The sequence below is a fragment of the Pseudomonas sp. P108 genome (assembly GCF_032613195.1).
Classification (GTDB): Bacteria; Pseudomonadota; Gammaproteobacteria; order Pseudomonadales; family Pseudomonadaceae; genus Aquipseudomonas.
The window spans coordinates 3,862,932-3,880,673 of sequence record NZ_CP126691.1; the positions used below are offsets into that span (position 1 = coordinate 3,862,932).

Consider the following 17,742-nt stretch of genomic DNA (forward strand, 5'->3'; position numbering starts at 1 on the left):
TTTCAGGCAGCCGCAGCGGCGAATTTCTCGTAGTAGAAATTCGCGGGAGTGATGCCCTGCTCGCGGATGTATTGGCTGACCGCTTCGACCATCGGCGGCGGGTCGCAGAGGTAGACGTCGACATCGCCTTCATTGAGGTGGCGCGGCTCGATGTGCTGGGTGACGTAGCCCTTCAGAGGATGCGCACTCTGCGGGTTGGCCACGCAGGCACCGAAACTGAAATTGGCGATCCGTGCGGCAAAGGACTCGAGACGATCGAGTTCCACCAGATCGAAATCGTTGGTCACGCCGTAGATCAAATGCACCGGGTGCGCGCTGCCCTGCTCGGCGATCTTTTCCAGCATCGCGGTGAACGGTGCCAGGCCGGTGCCGCCCGCCAACAACAGCAGCGGCCGCTTGATCTCGCGCAGGTAGAAGCTGCCCAACGGCCCGGCCAGGTTCATGCTGTCGCCGGCCTTGGCCAGACCGGTGAGGAAGCTGCTCATCAGGCCACCGGGCACGTTGCGGATCAGGAAACTGACTTCTCCGTCCTTCTGCAATGAGCTGAAGGAGTAAGCGCGGGTCTGCTCGCTGCCGGGCACTTGCAGGTTGACGTATTGCCCCGGCAGAAACGCCAGTTTGCTCAGCGCTTCGCCCTTGATCGATAGCGCGATGGTGCTCTCGGACAACTGCCGGACAGCGCTGATCGAGGCCTGGAAATTCGCCTGTTCGGTCTTGCACACCTGTGAGCCGGCCGGCACTCGCACGACGCAATCGCTTGCAGCGCGCATCTGGCAGGTCAGCACATAACCTTGCGCAAGCTCGTCGTCGCTCAAGGCGTCTTCAATGAAGTTGTCGCCCATGTCGTACCGCCCGGCCTCGGCGAAACATTTGCAGGTGCCGCAGGCGCCGTCGCGGCAGTCCAGCGGGATGTTGATGCCTTGGCGATACGCCGCGTCGGCCACGGTTTCATGGCCGCCAGCCTCGATGAATCGGGTGACGCCGTCTTCAAAATTAAGCGCAATCTGGAAATTCATGGTGCACCTCGTCGTGTCGACTAGATGTGATAAATGTCGATGACCTGACGGACGTAATCGTTTTTCAGCACGACCTTCTTGGCCTTGATCAGCGGCTGTTCGCCACGCAGATCGAGGGTGTAGAAACTGCTGCCGAAGTAGCTGTCGGTGACCTGATAGCGAAAGCTCAGGGTGTGCCAGTTGAAGCGCACCAGGCACTGGTCCGCGCTCTGCTCGACGATTTCGATGTTGCTCAGGTTGTGCGAGGTGCGGGTGTCGGGAATGGTCGCGCTGGAGCGCTCGGTCTTGATCCGGAAAATGCGGTCTTCGAGGCCGCCACGGTTGCCGTACCAGATCAGTGAGATTTCGCTTTGCGGGTCTTCAGTGAGGGTGTCATTGTCGTCCCAGGCCGGCATCCAGAAGGTCGCATCAGCGGCGTACAGTTCCAGCCATTGATCCCATTGGCCGTCATCGAGATAGCGTGCTTCGCAGTAGAGAAAATCGCGCACGCTGTCGTAGAGGTTGCTCATCACACGGCCTCCACAGGGATCAGTTGTGGTTCGCTGGCAGCGGCTTTGAGCATGGTTTCCTGCCAGTACTTGTGTTGCAGCACGAACAGGCCTTCGTCTTCGGTGCGCATGCCGGAGAGCAGCGGTTTCAGGTCGATTTCTTCGGCCGCTGCGTCCGCGCCTTCAACCCAGTGGGTGGCGCCACGGGACATGTCGTTCCAGCCACGGCCAGCGCCGTAGCCGGTCTGGCACGAACGAAACTCTTCCAGATCATCCGGCGTGGCCATGCCGCTGACGTTGAAGAAGTCTTCGTACTGCCGAATGCGTTTGGCGCGCGCCTCGGCGCTCTCACCTTTGGGGGCGATGCAGTAAATGGTGATTTCGGTCTTGTTGACCGAGATCGGCCGGGCGATACGGATCTGTGAGCTGAACTGATCCATCAAGTACACGTTGGGGTACAGGCACAGGTTGCGTGAGTTCTCGATCATCCAGTCGGCACGGGCCTGACCGAAATCACGGGCCAGTTCGTCGCGACGCTCATAGGCGGGACGATCTTCAGGGTTGGCCCAGCGGGTCCAGAGCAGCAGGTGGCCGTGATCGAAGGAATAGAAACCGCCGCCCTTTTTCGCCCAACTGCCAGCGCTCATGGTCTTGATCGCCTCACCTGCTTCGCGCTGTTGACGCTGGTTCTGGGTGGCGGCGTAGTTCCAGTGCACCGAACTGACGTGGTAACCGTCGGCACCGTTTTCGGCGGTGAGTTTCCAGTTGCCTTCGTAGATATAGGAACTGGAACCGCGCAGTACTTCCAGGCCTTCTGGCGACTGGTCGACGATCATGTCGATGATTTTTGCCGACTCGCCCAGATGTTCGGTGAGGGATTTCACACCGGCATTCAGGCTGCCGAACAGAAAGCCGCGATAGGACTCGAAACGCGCGACTTTGGTCAGGTCATGGGAGCCTTCGCAGTTGAAACCTTGCGGGTAACCGGCTTCGCTCGGGTCTTTGACCTTGAGCAGTTTGCCGCTGTTGTTGAACGTCCAGCCGTGAAACGGGCAGGTGTAGCTGGAACGGTTGCCGGACTTGTGCCGGCACAGCATGGCGCCGCGATGGCTGCAGGCGTTGAGAAAAGCGTTGAGCACACCGTCCTTGTTGCGCGCGATAAAAATCGGCTGGCGCCCCATGATGGTGGTGAGAAAATCGTTGTTGTTGGGCAGCTGGCTTTCGTGGGCGAGGTAAATCCAGTTGCCTTCGAAGATGTGCGCCATTTCCAGTTCGAACAGACGCGGATCGGTGAACATCTCCCGCTTGCAGCGGTAGGCGCCCTTCTCTTGGTCTTCTTCAAGCATGGCATTGAGGTAGTCGATTCCCAGGGACATGGCCGGGGCCTCCATTGTTATTGTTCAGGCCAGGTCAGATTAGGGAGGCGATGCACGGGGCAATAGCCGAATCCTGCAGATCGCTATCCGTTTTGCGCAGGACGGCGCGGCAGGTGATTCGGCGTGTTTCAGAGGGGGGGTTTAGCGCAGTGTTTTAGTGGCGGCGTTTGAAGGTCTGCGACGGCAGTTCGCCGTACTGTTGGCGATAGCTTTCGGAGAAACGGCCGAGGTGCAGAAAGCCGTAGTCCAGGGCCAGTTCGGTGAGGTTGCGTACCGGGCAGCTCGGATCGCTGAGGCAGGCGTGGATGCGCGCAAGCTTGCGCTGGCGGATGTATTGCATCGGCGTGATGCCGAGCTGGCGCTCGAACAAGCTGTACAGCGAACGTGGGCTCATGCTCGCCTGCGCCGCTAGATGTTCGGCGGGCAAATCCAGTTTCAGATTGCGCTCGATGTAATCGAGAATGCGTTCGAAGCTTACGCTCGGTGCACTCAGACACTCACGGCTGACGTTGGTGTTCATCAGCGAGATCAGTTTGCTACCGATGATCTGCGCGTAATGCTCCTGCACCCGCAGCAACGGATCGCTGGCCTCGGCTTCCTGACAGATCATCGCGAGCAGGTTGGTGAAACCTTCCAGCTCATCGAGCCGATAGTGATTGCGCAGGAAACGGATACCGCTGGAGGGGTGCTGCCAGCGCTGCTCGTCGCACACCGATTCGAGCACGCTGACCGGCACCTTGAGGATGAATTTCTCGCAGTCTTCCGAGTACGTCAGATCGACCGGATCATCGGGGTTGATCAACAGCAACTCGCCAGGCACCAGATGCTGTTCGTGCTTGTGCCCGCGCCACAGGCAATTGCCTTGCAAGAGCACTTGCAGGTGGTAAACGGTCTCCAGCGCCACGGAGGTCACGCGCACGCTGCCGCCATAGCTGATGCGGGCCAGATCGAGATCGGCGAGTTTGCGATGGTTGAGGCTGGCTTGCGGGTGGGTGGTTCTGGACAGGCCAATGAAGTGCTGGCCGACGTGCTGATTGACGTAGTCGGAGACGGCATAAGGGTCAGCGTGACGGAACACGCTGCTGCGATCGCTCAGCAGATGGCTGTCCATGGGGCATTGCTCGTTGTTGTCGTTATTTTGGGATCACGGGGTTTCAGGCATCACGACTCACAGTACGCCGGAGTCTCACGGTGGGCAATTGGACGAAGGTTTGGGCGCTCGATAATCGAACACTTCTTGCGGATTACGGAGTGGTTTGTACAACGCCTACACTTGCCGAAGAAATGCCCTACACGCCAAAAAAACCCGATACAGAAAAATCCTACTTATGACAGTTTTATAAAACAAAAAAAGCCCGTTTTCAGTCGAAACTGAAAACGGGCTTTTCCCACCTCAACGGCCTTTACTTCAGGTCGTCAAAGTGGTCTCGCAGGAACTCGTAAAAGCGAAAGGCTTTAAACAATCTCCATACAAGGCTCAGCGTACGCAGCAAAAGCTTCATACGTTTTGGCCTCCAGGGCTGGGGGCCAAACCTCCAGCAAGCTTACCGGATCATGCTTGCCTTAAGCATGCATGTCAAAGCAGCCAATGAGGCGGCCGTTTGAAAGCCCTCCGAAGTATCATTCCGGCACGGGTGCAAAACCGTGTCAGAGGGAATGAAATCGTTGAGTTGCCAGCCAAACCTCGTCGCTGCTTAGACATGTGAGCGTCGGCATCATAACCCTCAATAGAACGATACATGACCAGGTAATTCATCGGCTTTGTAAAACGTTATTTCTGCCAGCATTGCTCTTTTCAACATTGGATAACGTATGCATCCACCTGAAACAGAATATTAATGTTGCGAGGGGACGCAAAGACTCATACCATGAGCACATGTCAAAGCAGCTAGTGAAGCAACAAACCTCAGCCGCAAACCGAGGTTTAAAAAACCACCCCGCTAAGGTGGTTTTTTTTCGTCTGCCTTTTCACTGCACTCGACGACGAAAAACAGATCACAACGTCCGCGCCCAAGTCTGACTCACCAGATCCTTGCCAAAGCTGTGAACCGTCTCCTCCTCCACCAATTCAAAACCGGCCTTCTGATAAATCTTGCGCGCAGCGGTCAGGTTACTGGTCGTCCACAAGGTCATTTTCTGGTACCCGATCTGCCGGGCAAAGCGCAGGCACTCCTCGACCAGACGGCTGCCAATGCCCAAGCCCCGCGCGCTGGCGTCGACGTAGAGCATGCGCAGTTTGGCGGTTGTTTCATCCTGGCGGACGATGAACACCGAGCCGATGACCTTGCCGTCCTTTTCCGCAATCCAGCAGCGCTCGCTCGTCGGGTCGTAATCACGCAGGTACTTGGCGACCACCTCGGCCACCAGCGCCTCGAACTCCGAATTCCAACCGTACTCACGGGAATACAGGGCCGCTTGTTGCTGCATCACCGTGCCCATGTCGCCGGGCTGCGGATCGCGTAATACGTAGGTTGAGTCTTTATTGCCTTGCAGCAGTGTCTGGATCAACGTCATGGCGCCGATCAGTTGCTTCTGCTGCGGTTCAGGCAATCGCTCGAGCATGGCGACGATCTGTTCGCGGGAGGCCTTTTCCAGCGGAATCAGGATTTCACGGCCAAAATCGGTTAAGTGCAATTGCGCAGCGCGAGCGTCCGTGGGCGACGGGACTTTCTGGATCAAGCCGCGCTTCTCGAAGCCGCTGATGATGCGGCTCATGTAGCCGGCGTCGAGGCCGAGCATCTGGCGCAGGTCGGCACTGGTCAGGTCACCGCGCGAGGCCAATTCATACAAGATGCGTAGCTCGGTCAGCGAGTAGTCGCTTTGCAGCAGATGCTCCTGCAATACGCCGATCTGATGGGTGTAGAAGCGGTTGAAGCCGCGCACAACGTCGGCTTGCTCGAGGAGATGGCTGCTGGACATGGCAGATACTCAGTTAATTGCTTAAAGCAACTATATATTTGCCTAAAGCAACCATGTCAACAGAAAGCTATCGGCACTTGGCCAACACCACCTGACAGGTGTCCGGCGTGCCCCCGGAGCGCCCGGCGTAACGGATGCAGTTGTTCATCGATTTCTGCCGGGCCATGTTCAGACTGGAGCCCCAGGCCAGACCGCCCTCGCCGACCGACGGCAAGGCTTTCGCGTAGCAGGCGTCGCCAACACCCGACGGTGGATAGTGTTTTCGGCTGGAGCAACCTGCATTAAGCGTCAGGCTAAGGCCGATCAGGGTAAGCATGCCCCAGAGCGTGTATCGGTTGAGCATCGTATTTCACCTGCCGCCAAAACGGGTCGTAACCTGCTGAGTCTAGCCCCCTCACCTGCACAAATCTTCTAAACGTCGATGACCATTGCGCGGTATTTTATGTGGCCGCACCTTTCAATGGCGAACACTGGAGCCTTCGTGGATAAACGCAACTGGATCGAACTGTCCCAGGATGTCGACACCGGGATTGAATCGATTCGCGCTCACTTTGAGGGCCATGCCTACGATCCGCACTGGCATGACAGTTTCCTCGTCGGCGTCACCGAGCAAGGTGTGCAGCAGTTCAATTGCCGCCGCGTGCGCCATCGCAGTACGCCGGGAAACGTGTTCCTGCTGGAGCCGGGGGAAATCCACGATGGGCAAGCGCCGACCGAGGAAGGTTTTACCTATTCGATGCTCTACCTCGATCCGCACTGGCTGGAGCGTGAACTGCATGCGCTGTTCGAAGACGCACCGTCCGACAGCCAGCCCGGTTTTGCCGACACGCTGAGTCAGGACCCGCGTCTGGCCACAGCGATCAGTCACGCTTTCCATGCGTTGCATGACGGCGATCTGCGCATCGTCCGTCAGACCGCCGTCGACGGGTTGCTGAGCTCGCTCACGCGCCATCTCGACTGGCGCAAGCGCCAGGTTTTCGATCCGCGCCTGCCATTGGTGGCGCAACTGGCGCGGGATTATCTGCACGCGCACACCTATGAAGATATCGGTCTCGATGATCTCGCGCGGGTATGCGGGGTCGACCGTTTTCGTCTCAGCCGCGCCTTCAAGTCGGCTTTTGGCCTGGCGCCCCACGCGTACCTGATCCAGTTGCGCCTGGCCAAGGCGCGACAGTTACTGGCCCGGGGTGAAACGCCGGCGCAGGTCGCCAGCGTGCTCGGTTTTGCTGATCAGAGTCACCTTGGGCGCTGGTTCCGCCGGGCCTACCAACTCACTCCCGCCGACTACCGCAAGCGCTGCTCAAACCTTCCAGACTGATCCACAACGACTGGCGATCATGGCTTCCTGTGTTTACTTCCAAGGAATCCGCCCGTGGCGTCATTATTGCCCTTCCTGCTGTTTGCTTTCGTTGCCTCGATCACGCCGGGGCCGACCAATATTCTGGTGTTGAGCCACAGTTCGCGCCAAGGCTTGCTCGCCACGCTGCCAATCATTTTTGGCGCCTGCGCGGCGGCGGCACTGATTGTATTGGTGGTCGGCCTCGGTGCCGGCGAAACCTTGCTGCGCTACCCGCGCGTGCAGCAAGCCATGGCCTGGGGCGGCGTGCTTTGGTTGAGCTGGTTGGCGTGGCAGATCTATCGCAGCACGCCGCCATCGCTGGACCCTACGGATACACAGGAAGAAAGTTTCAACGTGCTGGGCGCCGCCATGCTGCAACTGGTCAATCCCAAGGTATGGATGATGGCTGTAGCGGTGGTCAGCGTGTTTGTCGGCGGTGGTGACAAAACCCTGCGGCTGCTGGTGTTGTCGCTGGCGTTTCTGTTGGTGTCGCTGCCGTGCATGACGTTCTGGGCGTTGCTGGGTGTGGGCAGTGCGCGATTGATGGGATCGCCAAAGGCGTTCAAGCGGATGAACACGGCACTGGCGTTGTTGTTGCTGCTCTCGGCATGGCTGACTGTCCTGGCTTAACGCCCTCGTAGGAGCTGCCGAAGGCTGCGATCTTTTGGTTTTGTTTTTTAAGATCAAGATCAAAAGATCGCAGCCTTCGGCAGCTCCTACATAGCGCTTCAATACCATTTCATCAGGGTGAGGTGGCCTGCCGGTACTCACGCGGCGTAAACCCGGTCGACGCCTTGAACTGCCGAGTGAAGGCGCTGTGATCGGTATAGCCGCATTGCAGCGCTACATCAGTAATCGGCAGGTCGGTGTGTAGCAAGCGGTGCGCGTGTTCGAGGCGCACTTTCTGGATCATCTGCCGTGGCGTCAGGTGGAACACGCGTTTGCAGTAACGCTCCAGTTGCGCCACGGAAATACCGGCGATTCGCGTCAGTTCACCGAGGGTGACACGGCGATTGAAATTCGCGCGGATGTGCTCATCGACAGCCGCCAGCCGCTCGAATGCCGGATGCGTTTCACTGGCCGATTGCAGGTCCACGGAAATGCCCGCCAGGCCAATGATCACGCCGTCACGGTTGTACAGCGGCTGCTTGTGTGTCAGGCACCAGCCCGGTTCGCGACTGCCGTACAGATGCAGTTCGAGCTGATCCTCCAGCACAAAGCCCTCCTCCAGTACCTTGCGATCCTGCTCGGTGTAGCCCGGCCCGAGTTGCGCTGGAAACACCTGCGCACTGGTTTTGCCGAGCAACGGGCGTAAATCCTTCAAGCCACAGCGCTGCACCAGCGTGCGATTCGCGAGCACGTAACGGGCTTGCACATCCTTGATGAAAATCGCCGCATTAGGGATCACATCGAGCATCGGCAACAACAGCGCGGCGCCAGCCAAGAGCTCCTCAAGTGTTTGCGGACGATGCCCATCAATGCCTTGAGACAGGATCGAAAACGCCTGTTGCATCAAAGATTCCTCTCGTAACGTGGATGGACGAAGCGCCCGCCATGCGGACTTCGCGTGCAGATTGCAGCATCGCTCAAGACCTGTCGAGGGCCACGTTTCGCCAGCGCGACTGTGCTGATTTCGTCATCGAAGCCGCCGCAAAACATCAATCGCCCCACCGTTGATAAGTTCAAAGTCTGGCCGTCCCAGTGACACAACTGCCTATCCAATAACTCACAAGAAGGCGATGCCATGTCAGGCCAAGGCAAGTTCAAAAAACAGCTTTCACTGATCGACCTCACATTTATCGGGCTCGGGGCGATCTTCGGTTCCGGCTGGTTGTTCGCGGCCAGTCATGTGTCCGCCATTGCCGGACCGGCGGGGATTTTTTCCTGGCTGCTGGGCGGCTTCGCCGTGTTGTTGCTGGGCATCGTTTACTGCGAACTGGGCGCGGCGTTACCGCGTGCCGGCGGCGTGGTGCGTTACCCGGTGTACTCCCACGGGCCGTTGCTCGGCTACTTGATGGGTTTCATCACCCTGATTGCGTTTTCCAGTTTGGTGGCGATCGAAGTGGTTGCTTCGCGCCAATACGCGGCAGCGTGGTTTCCCGAGCTGACCAAGGCTGGCTCTGGCGATCCGACGATCCTCGGCTGGATGGTGCAGTTCGGCCTGCTCTGCGTGTTTTTCCTGCTCAACTACCGCAGCGTGAAGACCTTCGCCAAGGCCAACAATCTGGTCAGCGTGTTCAAGTTCATCGTGCCGCTGCTGGTGATCGGCGTGCTGTTCACCTTCTTCAAACCGGCCAATTTCGAGGTACAGGGTTTCGCCCCGTTCGGCCTGTCGGGTGTGGAAATGGCGGTGTCGGCGGGCGGGATCATTTTCGCTTATCTGGGTCTGACGCCGATCATCTCGGTGGCCAGCGAAGTGAAGAATCCGCAGCGCACCATTCCCATCGCGCTGATCCTCTCGGTGCTGCTGTCGACGCTGATTTACGTGCTGCTGCAAATGGCCTTTCTCGGCAGCATCCCGACGGAAATGCTCGCCAATGGCTGGGCCGGTATCAGCAAGGAGTTCGCCCTGCCGTACCGTGACATCGCGCTGGCACTGGGTGTGGGCTGGCTGGCCTGGCTGGTGGTCGCCGACGCGGTGATCTCGCCGAGCGGCTGCGGCAACATCTACATGAACGCCACCCCTCGCGTGATTTACGGCTGGGCGCAGACCGGGACCTTCTTCAAAGTATTCACCCACATCGATGAAAAGTCCGGGATTCCGCGTCCGGCGCTGTGCCTGACCTTTGCCCTGTCGGTGTTCTGGACCCTGCCGTTCCCGTCGTGGGAAGCGCTGATCAACGTGGTTTCCGCTGCGCTGGTGTTGAGTTACGCCGTGGCGCCGGTGACCGTGGCCGCGCTGCGCCGTAATGCGCCAGACATGCCGCGCCCATTCCGGGTCAAGTGCATGGGCGTGCTCGGGCCGGTGTCGTTCATCATCGCCGCGCTGATTGTCTACTGGTCGGGCTGGAACACCGTGTCGTGGCTGCTCGGCCTGCAAATCCTGATGTTCGTGGTGTATCTGCTGTGCGGCCGTTTTGTGCCGACCGCGCACCTGAATCTGGCGCGTCAGGTGCGCTCCTCGGCGTGGTTGATCGCCTTCTACGCGGTAACCATCGTGCTGTCGAAACTCGGCACGTTTGGCGGCCTCGGCATCCTCGCCCACCCGTTCGACACCATTGTCGTCGCTGCTTGCGCCACCGGCATTTATTACTGGGGCGCCGCGACCGGTGTGCCGGCGCATCTGCTGCGCCTTGAAGAGGACGACGAGGAAAGCGAAGTCACCGCCCCTGCCTCGACCGTTTCTGCACGCCCTGCCGGCGCCTACTGAAATCATCCAACGGGATCTAATCATGAAAGAACTACACGTCATTGATTCCCACACCGGCGGTGAACCGACGCGCCTGGTGATGAACGGCTTCCCCGATCTGCCCGGCAACACCATGGTGGAAAAACGCGATGCGCTGCGCACTGAGCATGATCAATGGCGCCGCGCCTGCCTGCTGGAACCACGCGGCAACGATGTGCTGGTCGGCGCGTTGTATTGCGAACCAGTATCGGCGGACGCCACTTGCGGGGTGATCTTCTTCAACAATGCCGGTTATCTGGGCATGTGCGGCCACGGCACGATAGGCCTGATCAATTCGTTGTATTACCTGGGGCAGATCGAACCGGGGGTGCACAAAATCGACACCCCGGTCGGCCCGGTCAGCGCGACGTTGCATGACGACGGAACCGTCACCCTGTGCAACGTCCCCGCCTACCGCCATCGCAAGCAGGTGCCAGTTGATGTGCCGGGATTCGGTCGTGTCTTCGGTGATATCGCCTATGGCGGCAACTGGTTCTTCCTCGTTTCCGAGCACGGTCAGACGCTGACGATGAACAACGTCGAACACCTCACCGCCTACACCTGGGCGATGCTCAAGGCCCTCGAAGACTCAGGCATTTTCGGCGAGGACGGTGCCGTCATCGATCACATCGAACTGTTCGCAGACGACTCCGTTGCCGACAGCCGCAACTTCGTCATGTGCCCCGGCAAAGCCTACGACCGCTCGCCGTGCGGCACCGGCACCAGCGCCAAACTCGCCTGTCTAGCCGCCGACGACAAGCTTCAACCCGGCGCAACCTGGGTGCAGGCGAGCATCACCGGCAGCCAGTTCGAAGGCCGCTTCGAATGGGACGGCGAACGAGTCCGCCCGTTCATCACCGGCCGCGCTTACATGACCGCCGACAGCAAATTACTGATCGACGAAGCAGACCCGTTCGCGTGGGGCATCTGAGCCACCGCGCTGACTTTTCACCTCAATTTGAACGATGTGCCAAGGAGTTAAAACAATGAGCGACAACATCTTCACCGGTTGCATGCCGGCCCTGATGACCCCGTGCACCGCCCAGCGCAAACCGGACTTCGATGCCCTGGTGGCCAAGGGTCGCGAGCTGATCGATATCGGCATGAGCGCCGTGGTTTATTGCGGTTCGATGGGCGACTGGCCGTTGCTCACCGAGGCTGAACGGCAGGAAGGCGTGGCGCGTCTGGTCGCTGCCGGGATTCCGACCATCGTCGGCACCGGCGCAGTGAACTCACGAGAAGCGGTTTCCCATGCAGCGCACGCGGCGAAAGTCGGCGCGCAGGGTCTGATGGTGATTCCGCGTGTGCTGTCCCGTGGTGCTTCGCCGGCCGCGCAAAAAGCCCACTTCGCAGCGATTCTGCAAGCCGCACCGAACCTTCCAGCAGTGATCTACAACAGCCCTTACTACGGCTTCGCCACCCGCGCTGACCTGTTCTTCGAACTGCGCCGCGAGCACCCGAACCTGATCGGTTTCAAGGAGTTCGGCGGTGGTGCCGACCTGCGTTATGCCGCGGAAAACATCACCTCCAAAGACGATGACGTGACCTTGATGGTCGGCGTCGACACGCAAGTGGTCCACGGTTTCGTCAACTGCAACGCCACCGGCGCCATCACCGGTATCGGCAACGCCCTGCCCCGCGAAGTGCTGCAACTGGTCGCGCTGAGCAAGCAAGCGGCCAAGGGTGACGCCAAGGCCCGTTGTCAGGCGCGGGAGCTGGAAGCGGCACTGGCGGTGTTGTCGTCCTTCGATGAAGGCTGCGATCTGGTGCTGTATTACAAGCATTTGATGGTGCTCAACGGCGACAAGGAATACACCCTGCACTTCAACGAAACCGATGCGTTGAGCGATTCGCAGCGGCGTTATGCCGAGAAGCAGTATGCGCTGTTCCGTCATTGGTACGAGAACTGGTCGGCGGAACAGAATTTCGCCTGATCGACTCCCCCTCACCTGCCGCGATGCGTTGTGCTACGCGGCAGGTATTTCCCTTTTTCTCAGGAAGACACCATGACTCTGACGGGCCACATGCTGATCGGGCAGCAATCCATTGCGGGCAATCGCGAGGCTGTTCGCGGGATCAATCCGGCCACGAATGAAGCGCTGGAACCGGCGTATGCCGGAGGATCGACGGAGCATGTCGAACAGACCTGCGCGCTGGCCTGGGCAGCGTTCGATGTTTATCGCGAGACAGCACTGAATCTCCGCGCCGAATTTCTGGAAAGCATTGCTGGAGAAATCGAAGGGCTCGGCGATGAACTGATCGAGCGTGCACACGCCGAAACCGGCCTGCCGCGCGCGCGTCTGCTAGGTGAACGCGGGCGTACTTGCCAACAATTAAGAATGTTCGCCCGCACCGTGCGCGCCGGTGAGTGGCTGGATTTACGCGTCGATAGCGCGCAGCCGCAACGTCAACCGATGCCGCGTGCGGATTTGCGTCAGCGGCAGATTGCGCTGGGGCCGGTCGCGGTCTTCGGCGCGAGCAATTTCCCGTTGGCGTTTTCGGTGGCGGGCGGTGACACCGCTTCGGCCTTGGCCGCCGGTTGCCCGGTGATCGTCAAGGCGCACAGTGCCCATCCCGGAACCAGCGAACTGGTAGGTCGCGCAGTGGCGCGGGCAGTGAAAGCCTGTGGTTTGCCGGAAGGCGTGTTCTCGTTGCTGTACGGTTCCGGCCGTGAAGTGGGCATTGCGCTGGTCACTGATCCACGGATCAAAGCGGTGGGCTTCACCGGTTCGCGCAACGGCGGTCTGGCCTTGATTCAAGCGGCGCAAGCCAGGCCCGAACCGATTCCGGTGTACGCGGAAATGAGTTCGATCAATCCGGTGCTGCTGTTTCCGGCGGCGCTGGAGAATCGCACGCAGGCGTTGGCTGAAGGGTTTGTGGCTTCGCTGACACTGGGCGCGGGTCAGTTCTGCACCAATCCGGGTTTGGTGATTGCCTTGAAAGGACCGGCGCTGGACAAGTTTATCGCCGCCACCGCCGAGATCATTCAACGCAGTCCGGCGCAGACGATGCTGACACCAGGCATTTTCAGCGCTTACGAATCGGCGGTGAATGCGTTGGCCGAGAATGCCAGTGCGAACATCGCGGGTGTTGGTCAGAGCGGCAACGGCCCGAACCAGTGTCAGGCGCACATATTCGTCACAGAAGCGGCCGACTTTCTCGCCGATCACAGGCTGCAAGCGGAAGCATTCGGCGCGGCTGCGCTGATCGTGCAATGCAGCAGTGAGGCTGAAATCCGTCAGGTCAGCGAACACCTGGAAGGCCAGTTGACCGCCACGTTGCACCTTGATGACCAAGACCTGGAACAGGCGCGTGCATTGCTGCCGACACTGGAACGCAAGGCCGGTCGGTTGCTGATCAACGGCTGGCCAACCGGGGTGGAGGTGTGTGACGCAATGGTTCACGGCGGGCCGTTCCCGGCCACCTCCGACTCGCGCACGACATCCGTCGGTACAGCGGCGATCCTGCGTTTCCTGCGCCCGGTGTGCTATCAGGATTTCCCCGACAGCTTGTTGCCGACCGCACTGAAACAAGGCAATCCGCTGCAATTGCGTCGTCTGCTCGATGGACAAAGGGAAGCGCAGCACTATGGCGAATAACGTCTCCCACGACATCGCCGTGGTCGGCGCCGGCATCATCGGCGTCGCCTGCGCACTGCGTCTGGCACGCCAAGGATTGCGCGTGGTGGTCATCGATTCGCAGCAACCCGGCCACGGCGCCTCGTTCGGCAATGCCGGGCATCTGGCGACCGAGCAAGTGTTTCCGATCGCCGATGCGTCCATCCTCAAGCGCCTGCCGGCCATGTTGATGGACCCAATGGGACCACTGCGACTGGACTGGAAATACCTGCCGCGCGCCTTGCCATGGTTCACCCGCCTGCTGCTGAACCTGCGCCCGGCGCCTTTTCAGAACACCGTGGCAGGTTTGCGCGCGCTCAATGAAAGCAGTCTGCAGGCTTGGCAGCGCTTGCTCGCCGACATCCAGCGGCCGGACCTGCTGAAGATCGATGGCTCGTTACTGGTATTCGAGCGCCCCGAATCGCGTCAGACCATCGAGGCATTACAGGCTCGACTGCATCAGCAGCAGGTGCCGGTCGATTACTGGCAGGCCGGCGCCATCCGCGAAACCGCGCCGCAACTCAGCGAACAGATTCAGGGCGGCTTGTTCTTCCCGCGCACCGGGCACTTCATCGACCCGTATCGCGTGGTGTGTGAATTGGTCGAAGCGGCCAAAGCCAGTGGTGTGAGCTTTGTGCAGCAACAGGTTCAGGGCGGCCATGTACAAGAGCAAGGTGTTGCGCTGATCACCGGAAATGGCGCTCTGACCGCAAGCCGCGTGTTGATTGCCTGTGGCGCACATTCGGCGAAACTCACCGCCGCCCTCACCGGCAAAAAAGTACCGCTGGACACCGAGCGCGGATACCACCTGATGCTGCCTCAGGAACACGATCGACTGCCCTTCCCCGTCACCTCGCTGGAACGCAAGTTCATCATGACGCCGATGTCCGAAGGCTTGCGTCTGGCCGGCACCGTCGAGTTCGCCGGACTGGAAAAGCCACCGAGCATGGAACGCGCGTGGCAGTTGCATCGGTTGAGTCAGGGCTTGTTTCGCGAGGATCTGAGCGCTGACGCAGCGACGCCGTGGATGGGTTTTCGACCATCGTTGCCCGATTCATTGCCGGTGATTGATCAGGTTTGTGAGGGCAAGGTGTTGCTTGCGTTTGGGCATCAGCATCTGGGGCTGACACAGGCGGCGGTGACGGCGGAGATGGTGGTGCGGATGGCTTTGCCTGCGACTGCAAAAGATGCCTGCAAGCTGCCACTCAACGAACATTACAGGCTCGATCGTTTCTGAAAGGAAGTCTCTGACCCACAAGCCTGCTTTCCGGCGCTGGCTTGTGGCGGTGCACTGGCAGATCTACAGACGCTACAAAGGCATTAACCAGTGTCGCTCAGTGGTCCATCCCAGAAAAACCCTCGCGCCCTCATCTTTTTGGCGGCTCGAGGTCAGCCGATGCCCGGCAGCGGCAACACGCAACCCAATCATGGCAGGCAGAAACCTTTCGCGGAATTCGCTGGATTGCGCTGCAAAATGCGACTCAACGCTATCGAGCGCAGCACGCAACAGCTCGCCATCCAGCATCGACAAGTAAAACATCATCTGACGCCAGGCATACGCCGTGTTCTTCAACATCACCAGACGTGCATGGTAATGCGTGATGTGCATTTGTTGCCGCTTGCAAATCCACTCGAAGCACGCCCGCGCCAGCGCGCTCAAACGATGATGCAGCAGTGTTTTCAGGTTCAATTCGCCGAACAGGAGCGCGAGGTTTTGCGTCGTCAGAATCTGCTGCTGTTCGATGATCGTACCGTTAACCGCTGGCGACCATGTGCCAAAGGTGGAGTTTGCCCGCTGTGCACACAGCGTCGCTAACGCATCACGGCTGTTGCTTCTGCGCCGAGATCGGCGCTGATCGGGAAGGCCTGCCAGGCCATCCGTATCAATGTCGTAATAACGAGCGTAAAGCGTTCCGGCTACACATCTGGCCGATTGCCTGGCCGCTCTCGTGAACTTGTTGGAGAACGCGCCCATAAAAATGTCAGCCGCCACCTCATCGACGAAAGGAAGATCCAGCTTCGCCGTTTCAGCCAGTGAAACAAACTCCTGCAGTAGCTTGTTCGGAAGAATGGCCTGCGGATACGCCGAGAGGGTCATTGCAGAGGCCTCGACCAACGCCTGCCTGGCACCCGTGGCGGAAATAGCACTCGCCTCACGCTCACCCTCTAAAGCCGCGACCCACGGCAGCTCGGCAATTTTGACCTGACTTTGCAGCTTAAGCAGCAGCAACGAGCGCCGACGACGGAAAGCACGATACGTCGCCCCCGCCAACGACTGCAGCATCCCGACCCGGTATACGCTGCTACAGATTTGCGCCGTCATTGCTGGCAGAACCTGCGCCACGGTATCGGCGGATGAGATCAAGCCATGATCAATCAACTCGGCAATGGTCCCCTTGCGGCAACGCTCGAGGCGGCGGCGAACCGCAGGCGGAATCATCACACCAAGGTTCAGCCGGTGACGCTTCGCCTCCTCATCGGTGATCGGTTCAAGCAGCGGCGAAAAGTCACTGACGCCGTCCGAACCCGGGTAACTAGCCAAACGTGCCGAGACAGCCCGGGCGATCAAATGATGCCCGGGGGCCGCCACATCTTGGTGCTGCTCTGCTCGTTTAAGGGAATGTGCGGCGGACTCGGGATGCCCGTGTTTGGCCACAAAGTCATCAACAATGCGCCGGATGCGACCGACCTGGCGGCCGGTCAATGATGCTTGATCGCACAAACACTGACCGAGCAACGCAAACAGTTCCGCCGCCCGGGTCTTGAAAGAACCGTTGCTGCGGTGTTCAGCGCTACAGGTCCGAGCAATCTGCGCGCCAAGTGCCGTTGCGCGTTCGAACCAGCCTTCAGGGTAGTGCCTGCAAGGCCAACCATCCTGACAGGTCAAAAGGAACAGTGAGACCGCAGCGTCGTAGAGAGGCAGACGATTTTCAACCACATGCTTTTGGACGGCCAGACGCGGTTGAGCCAATTGCCGGTTCAGCCGCTGCCTGACACTGGCGCTATCAAAAACATGCACCTCAGCCGTGGAAATCGGCGGCTCGTCAACGGCAGTCGGGAAGAAACGCAGGTGATCGAAGAAAGGCGCGATCTGCTCGATCAGCGTTCGCGCCTCGTCAGTACGCTGATGCCGCAAAAGCCATGACACTGTCAGCAGCGCGGCTTCCTCCGGAACATCAATTTGATAGGTGCCTTTCGCCAAACGCTCTTGCAGCGTTGCGACGCCCACATCAGAGAGGTGCCAGACGTTGAGATCGAACCGTTCATGCCCGGCACGAATGCCGGGGATCGACACGGCTAACTGGCGCTCATAGGCAGTCAAAGCGCCACCGGCCAGAAGTTGCCCGGTGGCAAATCCACCCGTCGCCACGTCCAGCGTGATCCACGGCGGCAAATCGGCGAACGGCACGCGTGAACCGTATTGTGCGCTGCCCTGCATCAGGTGTTCGACCACCCGCTGCCAGCGCTCGACTCGCTTGCGTGCCTGAGGGTCAGCGTCGCGCTGTGTAGCGATCAACGCTCGTGAGAGCTGGAACACCGCATAACCGGCATTCACGCCATCGTGCTCGCCGAACTCAACGTCGTCCCTGGACATACTT

General features: G+C 59.5%; 15 protein-coding genes. 7 read left to right on the top strand and 8 right to left on the bottom strand.

Features of this window, described 5'->3' with window-relative positions:
• Positions 1-2: 2 nt before the first annotated feature.
• The 6 genes from benC to QOM10_RS16995 all read right to left on the bottom strand — a co-directional run bounded on the left by benC (position 3) and on the right by QOM10_RS16995 (position 6,142).
• Positions 3-1,016, bottom strand: coding sequence for a benzoate 1,2-dioxygenase electron transfer component BenC (gene benC, locus QOM10_RS16970; protein WP_316916580.1), 1,014 nt, complete (start codon positions 1,014-1,016; stop codon positions 3-5).
• A 20-nt stretch (positions 1,017-1,036) separates the two neighbouring features.
• Entirely contained in the window at positions 1,037-1,525 is a 489-nt protein-coding gene (gene benB, locus QOM10_RS16975) for a benzoate 1,2-dioxygenase small subunit (protein WP_127928425.1), read from the bottom strand.
• A complete protein-coding gene (gene benA, locus QOM10_RS16980; RefSeq protein WP_316916581.1) occupies positions 1,525-2,880 on the bottom strand; it encodes a benzoate 1,2-dioxygenase large subunit in 1,356 nt (451 codons plus the stop codon). Before benA ends, benB begins: the two co-directional genes overlap by 1 nt.
• 154 nt (positions 2,881-3,034) lie before the next feature.
• Complete coding sequence (locus QOM10_RS16985) at positions 3,035-3,991, bottom strand: AraC family transcriptional regulator (RefSeq protein WP_316916582.1); 957 nt, start codon at positions 3,989-3,991, stop codon at positions 3,035-3,037.
• Positions 3,992-4,875: 884 nt separating this feature from the next.
• Positions 4,876-5,799, bottom strand: a complete 924-nt coding sequence (locus QOM10_RS16990) for a helix-turn-helix domain-containing GNAT family N-acetyltransferase (protein ID WP_127928431.1) — start codon at positions 5,797-5,799, stop codon at positions 4,876-4,878.
• Positions 5,800-5,866: 67 nt separating this feature from the next.
• Positions 5,867-6,142 (bottom strand): hypothetical protein, encoded by a 276-nt coding sequence (locus tag QOM10_RS16995; protein ID WP_150750956.1) that lies wholly within the window; start codon positions 6,140-6,142, stop codon positions 5,867-5,869.
• A gap of 138 nt (positions 6,143-6,280) precedes the next feature.
• On the opposite strand from QOM10_RS16995, the gene QOM10_RS17000 reads away from it, so the two are divergent.
• Together QOM10_RS17000 and QOM10_RS17005 are read left to right on the top strand one after the other, a co-directional pair.
• A complete protein-coding gene (locus QOM10_RS17000) occupies positions 6,281-7,117 on the top strand; it encodes an AraC family transcriptional regulator (protein ID WP_034155481.1) in 837 nt (278 codons plus the stop codon).
• A gap of 54 nt (positions 7,118-7,171) precedes the next feature.
• Positions 7,172-7,768, top strand: a complete 597-nt coding sequence (locus tag QOM10_RS17005; RefSeq protein WP_127928437.1) for a LysE family translocator — start codon at positions 7,172-7,174, stop codon at positions 7,766-7,768.
• Between the two features lie 112 nt (positions 7,769-7,880).
• Here QOM10_RS17005 and QOM10_RS17010 read toward each other — a convergent pair whose 3' ends face one another.
• Positions 7,881-8,651, bottom strand: a complete 771-nt coding sequence (locus QOM10_RS17010) for an AraC family transcriptional regulator (protein WP_123593317.1) — start codon at positions 8,649-8,651, stop codon at positions 7,881-7,883.
• 231 nt (positions 8,652-8,882) lie between these two features.
• Between QOM10_RS17010 and QOM10_RS17015 the strand changes: the two genes are divergently transcribed.
• From QOM10_RS17015 to QOM10_RS17035, 5 genes are all read left to right on the top strand, one after another.
• Positions 8,883-10,508, top strand: coding sequence for an APC family permease (locus tag QOM10_RS17015; protein ID WP_316916583.1), 1,626 nt, complete (start codon positions 8,883-8,885; stop codon positions 10,506-10,508).
• 22 nt (positions 10,509-10,530) lie between these two features.
• On the top strand, positions 10,531-11,457 hold the full coding sequence (locus tag QOM10_RS17020) for a 4-hydroxyproline epimerase (RefSeq protein WP_316916584.1): 927 nt from the start codon (positions 10,531-10,533) through the stop codon (positions 11,455-11,457).
• A 55-nt stretch (positions 11,458-11,512) separates the two neighbouring features.
• Positions 11,513-12,460, top strand: a complete 948-nt coding sequence (locus QOM10_RS17025) for a dihydrodipicolinate synthase family protein (RefSeq protein ID WP_316916585.1) — start codon at positions 11,513-11,515, stop codon at positions 12,458-12,460.
• Positions 12,461-12,532: 72 nt separating this feature from the next.
• Entirely contained in the window at positions 12,533-14,125 is a 1,593-nt protein-coding gene (locus QOM10_RS17030; protein WP_316916586.1) for an aldehyde dehydrogenase (NADP(+)), read from the top strand.
• Positions 14,115-15,380, top strand: a complete 1,266-nt coding sequence (locus tag QOM10_RS17035) for an FAD-dependent oxidoreductase (protein ID WP_316916587.1) — start codon at positions 14,115-14,117, stop codon at positions 15,378-15,380. The genes QOM10_RS17030 and QOM10_RS17035 overlap by 11 nt, the downstream gene beginning before the upstream one ends.
• A gap of 72 nt (positions 15,381-15,452) precedes the next feature.
• On the opposite strand, the gene QOM10_RS17040 is transcribed toward QOM10_RS17035, so the two are convergent.
• A complete protein-coding gene (locus QOM10_RS17040; protein ID WP_316916588.1) occupies positions 15,453-17,738 on the bottom strand; it encodes a hypothetical protein in 2,286 nt (761 codons plus the stop codon).
• Positions 17,739-17,742: the final 4 nt, after the last annotated feature.

Coding starts and splice junctions, on each gene's coding strand:
- benC (WP_316916580.1), bottom strand. CDS start 1,016: ATGAATTTCCAGATTGCGCTTAATTTTGAAGACGGCGTCACCCGATTC.
- benB (WP_127928425.1), bottom strand. CDS start 1,525: ATGAGCAACCTCTACGACAGCGTGCGCGATTTTCTCTACTGCGAAGCA.
- benA (WP_316916581.1), bottom strand. CDS start 2,880: ATGTCCCTGGGAATCGACTACCTCAATGCCATGCTTGAAGAAGACCAA.
- QOM10_RS16985 (WP_316916582.1), bottom strand. CDS start 3,991: ATGGACAGCCATCTGCTGAGCGATCGCAGCAGCGTGTTCCGTCACGCT.
- QOM10_RS16990 (WP_127928431.1), bottom strand. CDS start 5,799: ATGTCCAGCAGCCATCTCCTCGAGCAAGCCGACGTTGTGCGCGGCTTC.
- QOM10_RS16995 (WP_150750956.1), bottom strand. CDS start 6,142: ATGCTCAACCGATACACGCTCTGGGGCATGCTTACCCTGATCGGCCTT.
- QOM10_RS17010 (WP_123593317.1), bottom strand. CDS start 8,651: ATGCAACAGGCGTTTTCGATCCTGTCTCAAGGCATTGATGGGCATCGT.
- QOM10_RS17015 (WP_316916583.1), top strand. CDS start 8,883: ATGTCAGGCCAAGGCAAGTTCAAAAAACAGCTTTCACTGATCGACCTC.
- QOM10_RS17020 (WP_316916584.1), top strand. CDS start 10,531: ATGAAAGAACTACACGTCATTGATTCCCACACCGGCGGTGAACCGACG.
- QOM10_RS17025 (WP_316916585.1), top strand. CDS start 11,513: ATGAGCGACAACATCTTCACCGGTTGCATGCCGGCCCTGATGACCCCG.
- QOM10_RS17030 (WP_316916586.1), top strand. CDS start 12,533: ATGACTCTGACGGGCCACATGCTGATCGGGCAGCAATCCATTGCGGGC.
- QOM10_RS17035 (WP_316916587.1), top strand. CDS start 14,115: ATGGCGAATAACGTCTCCCACGACATCGCCGTGGTCGGCGCCGGCATC.
- QOM10_RS17040 (WP_316916588.1), bottom strand. CDS start 17,738: ATGTCCAGGGACGACGTTGAGTTCGGCGAGCACGATGGCGTGAATGCC.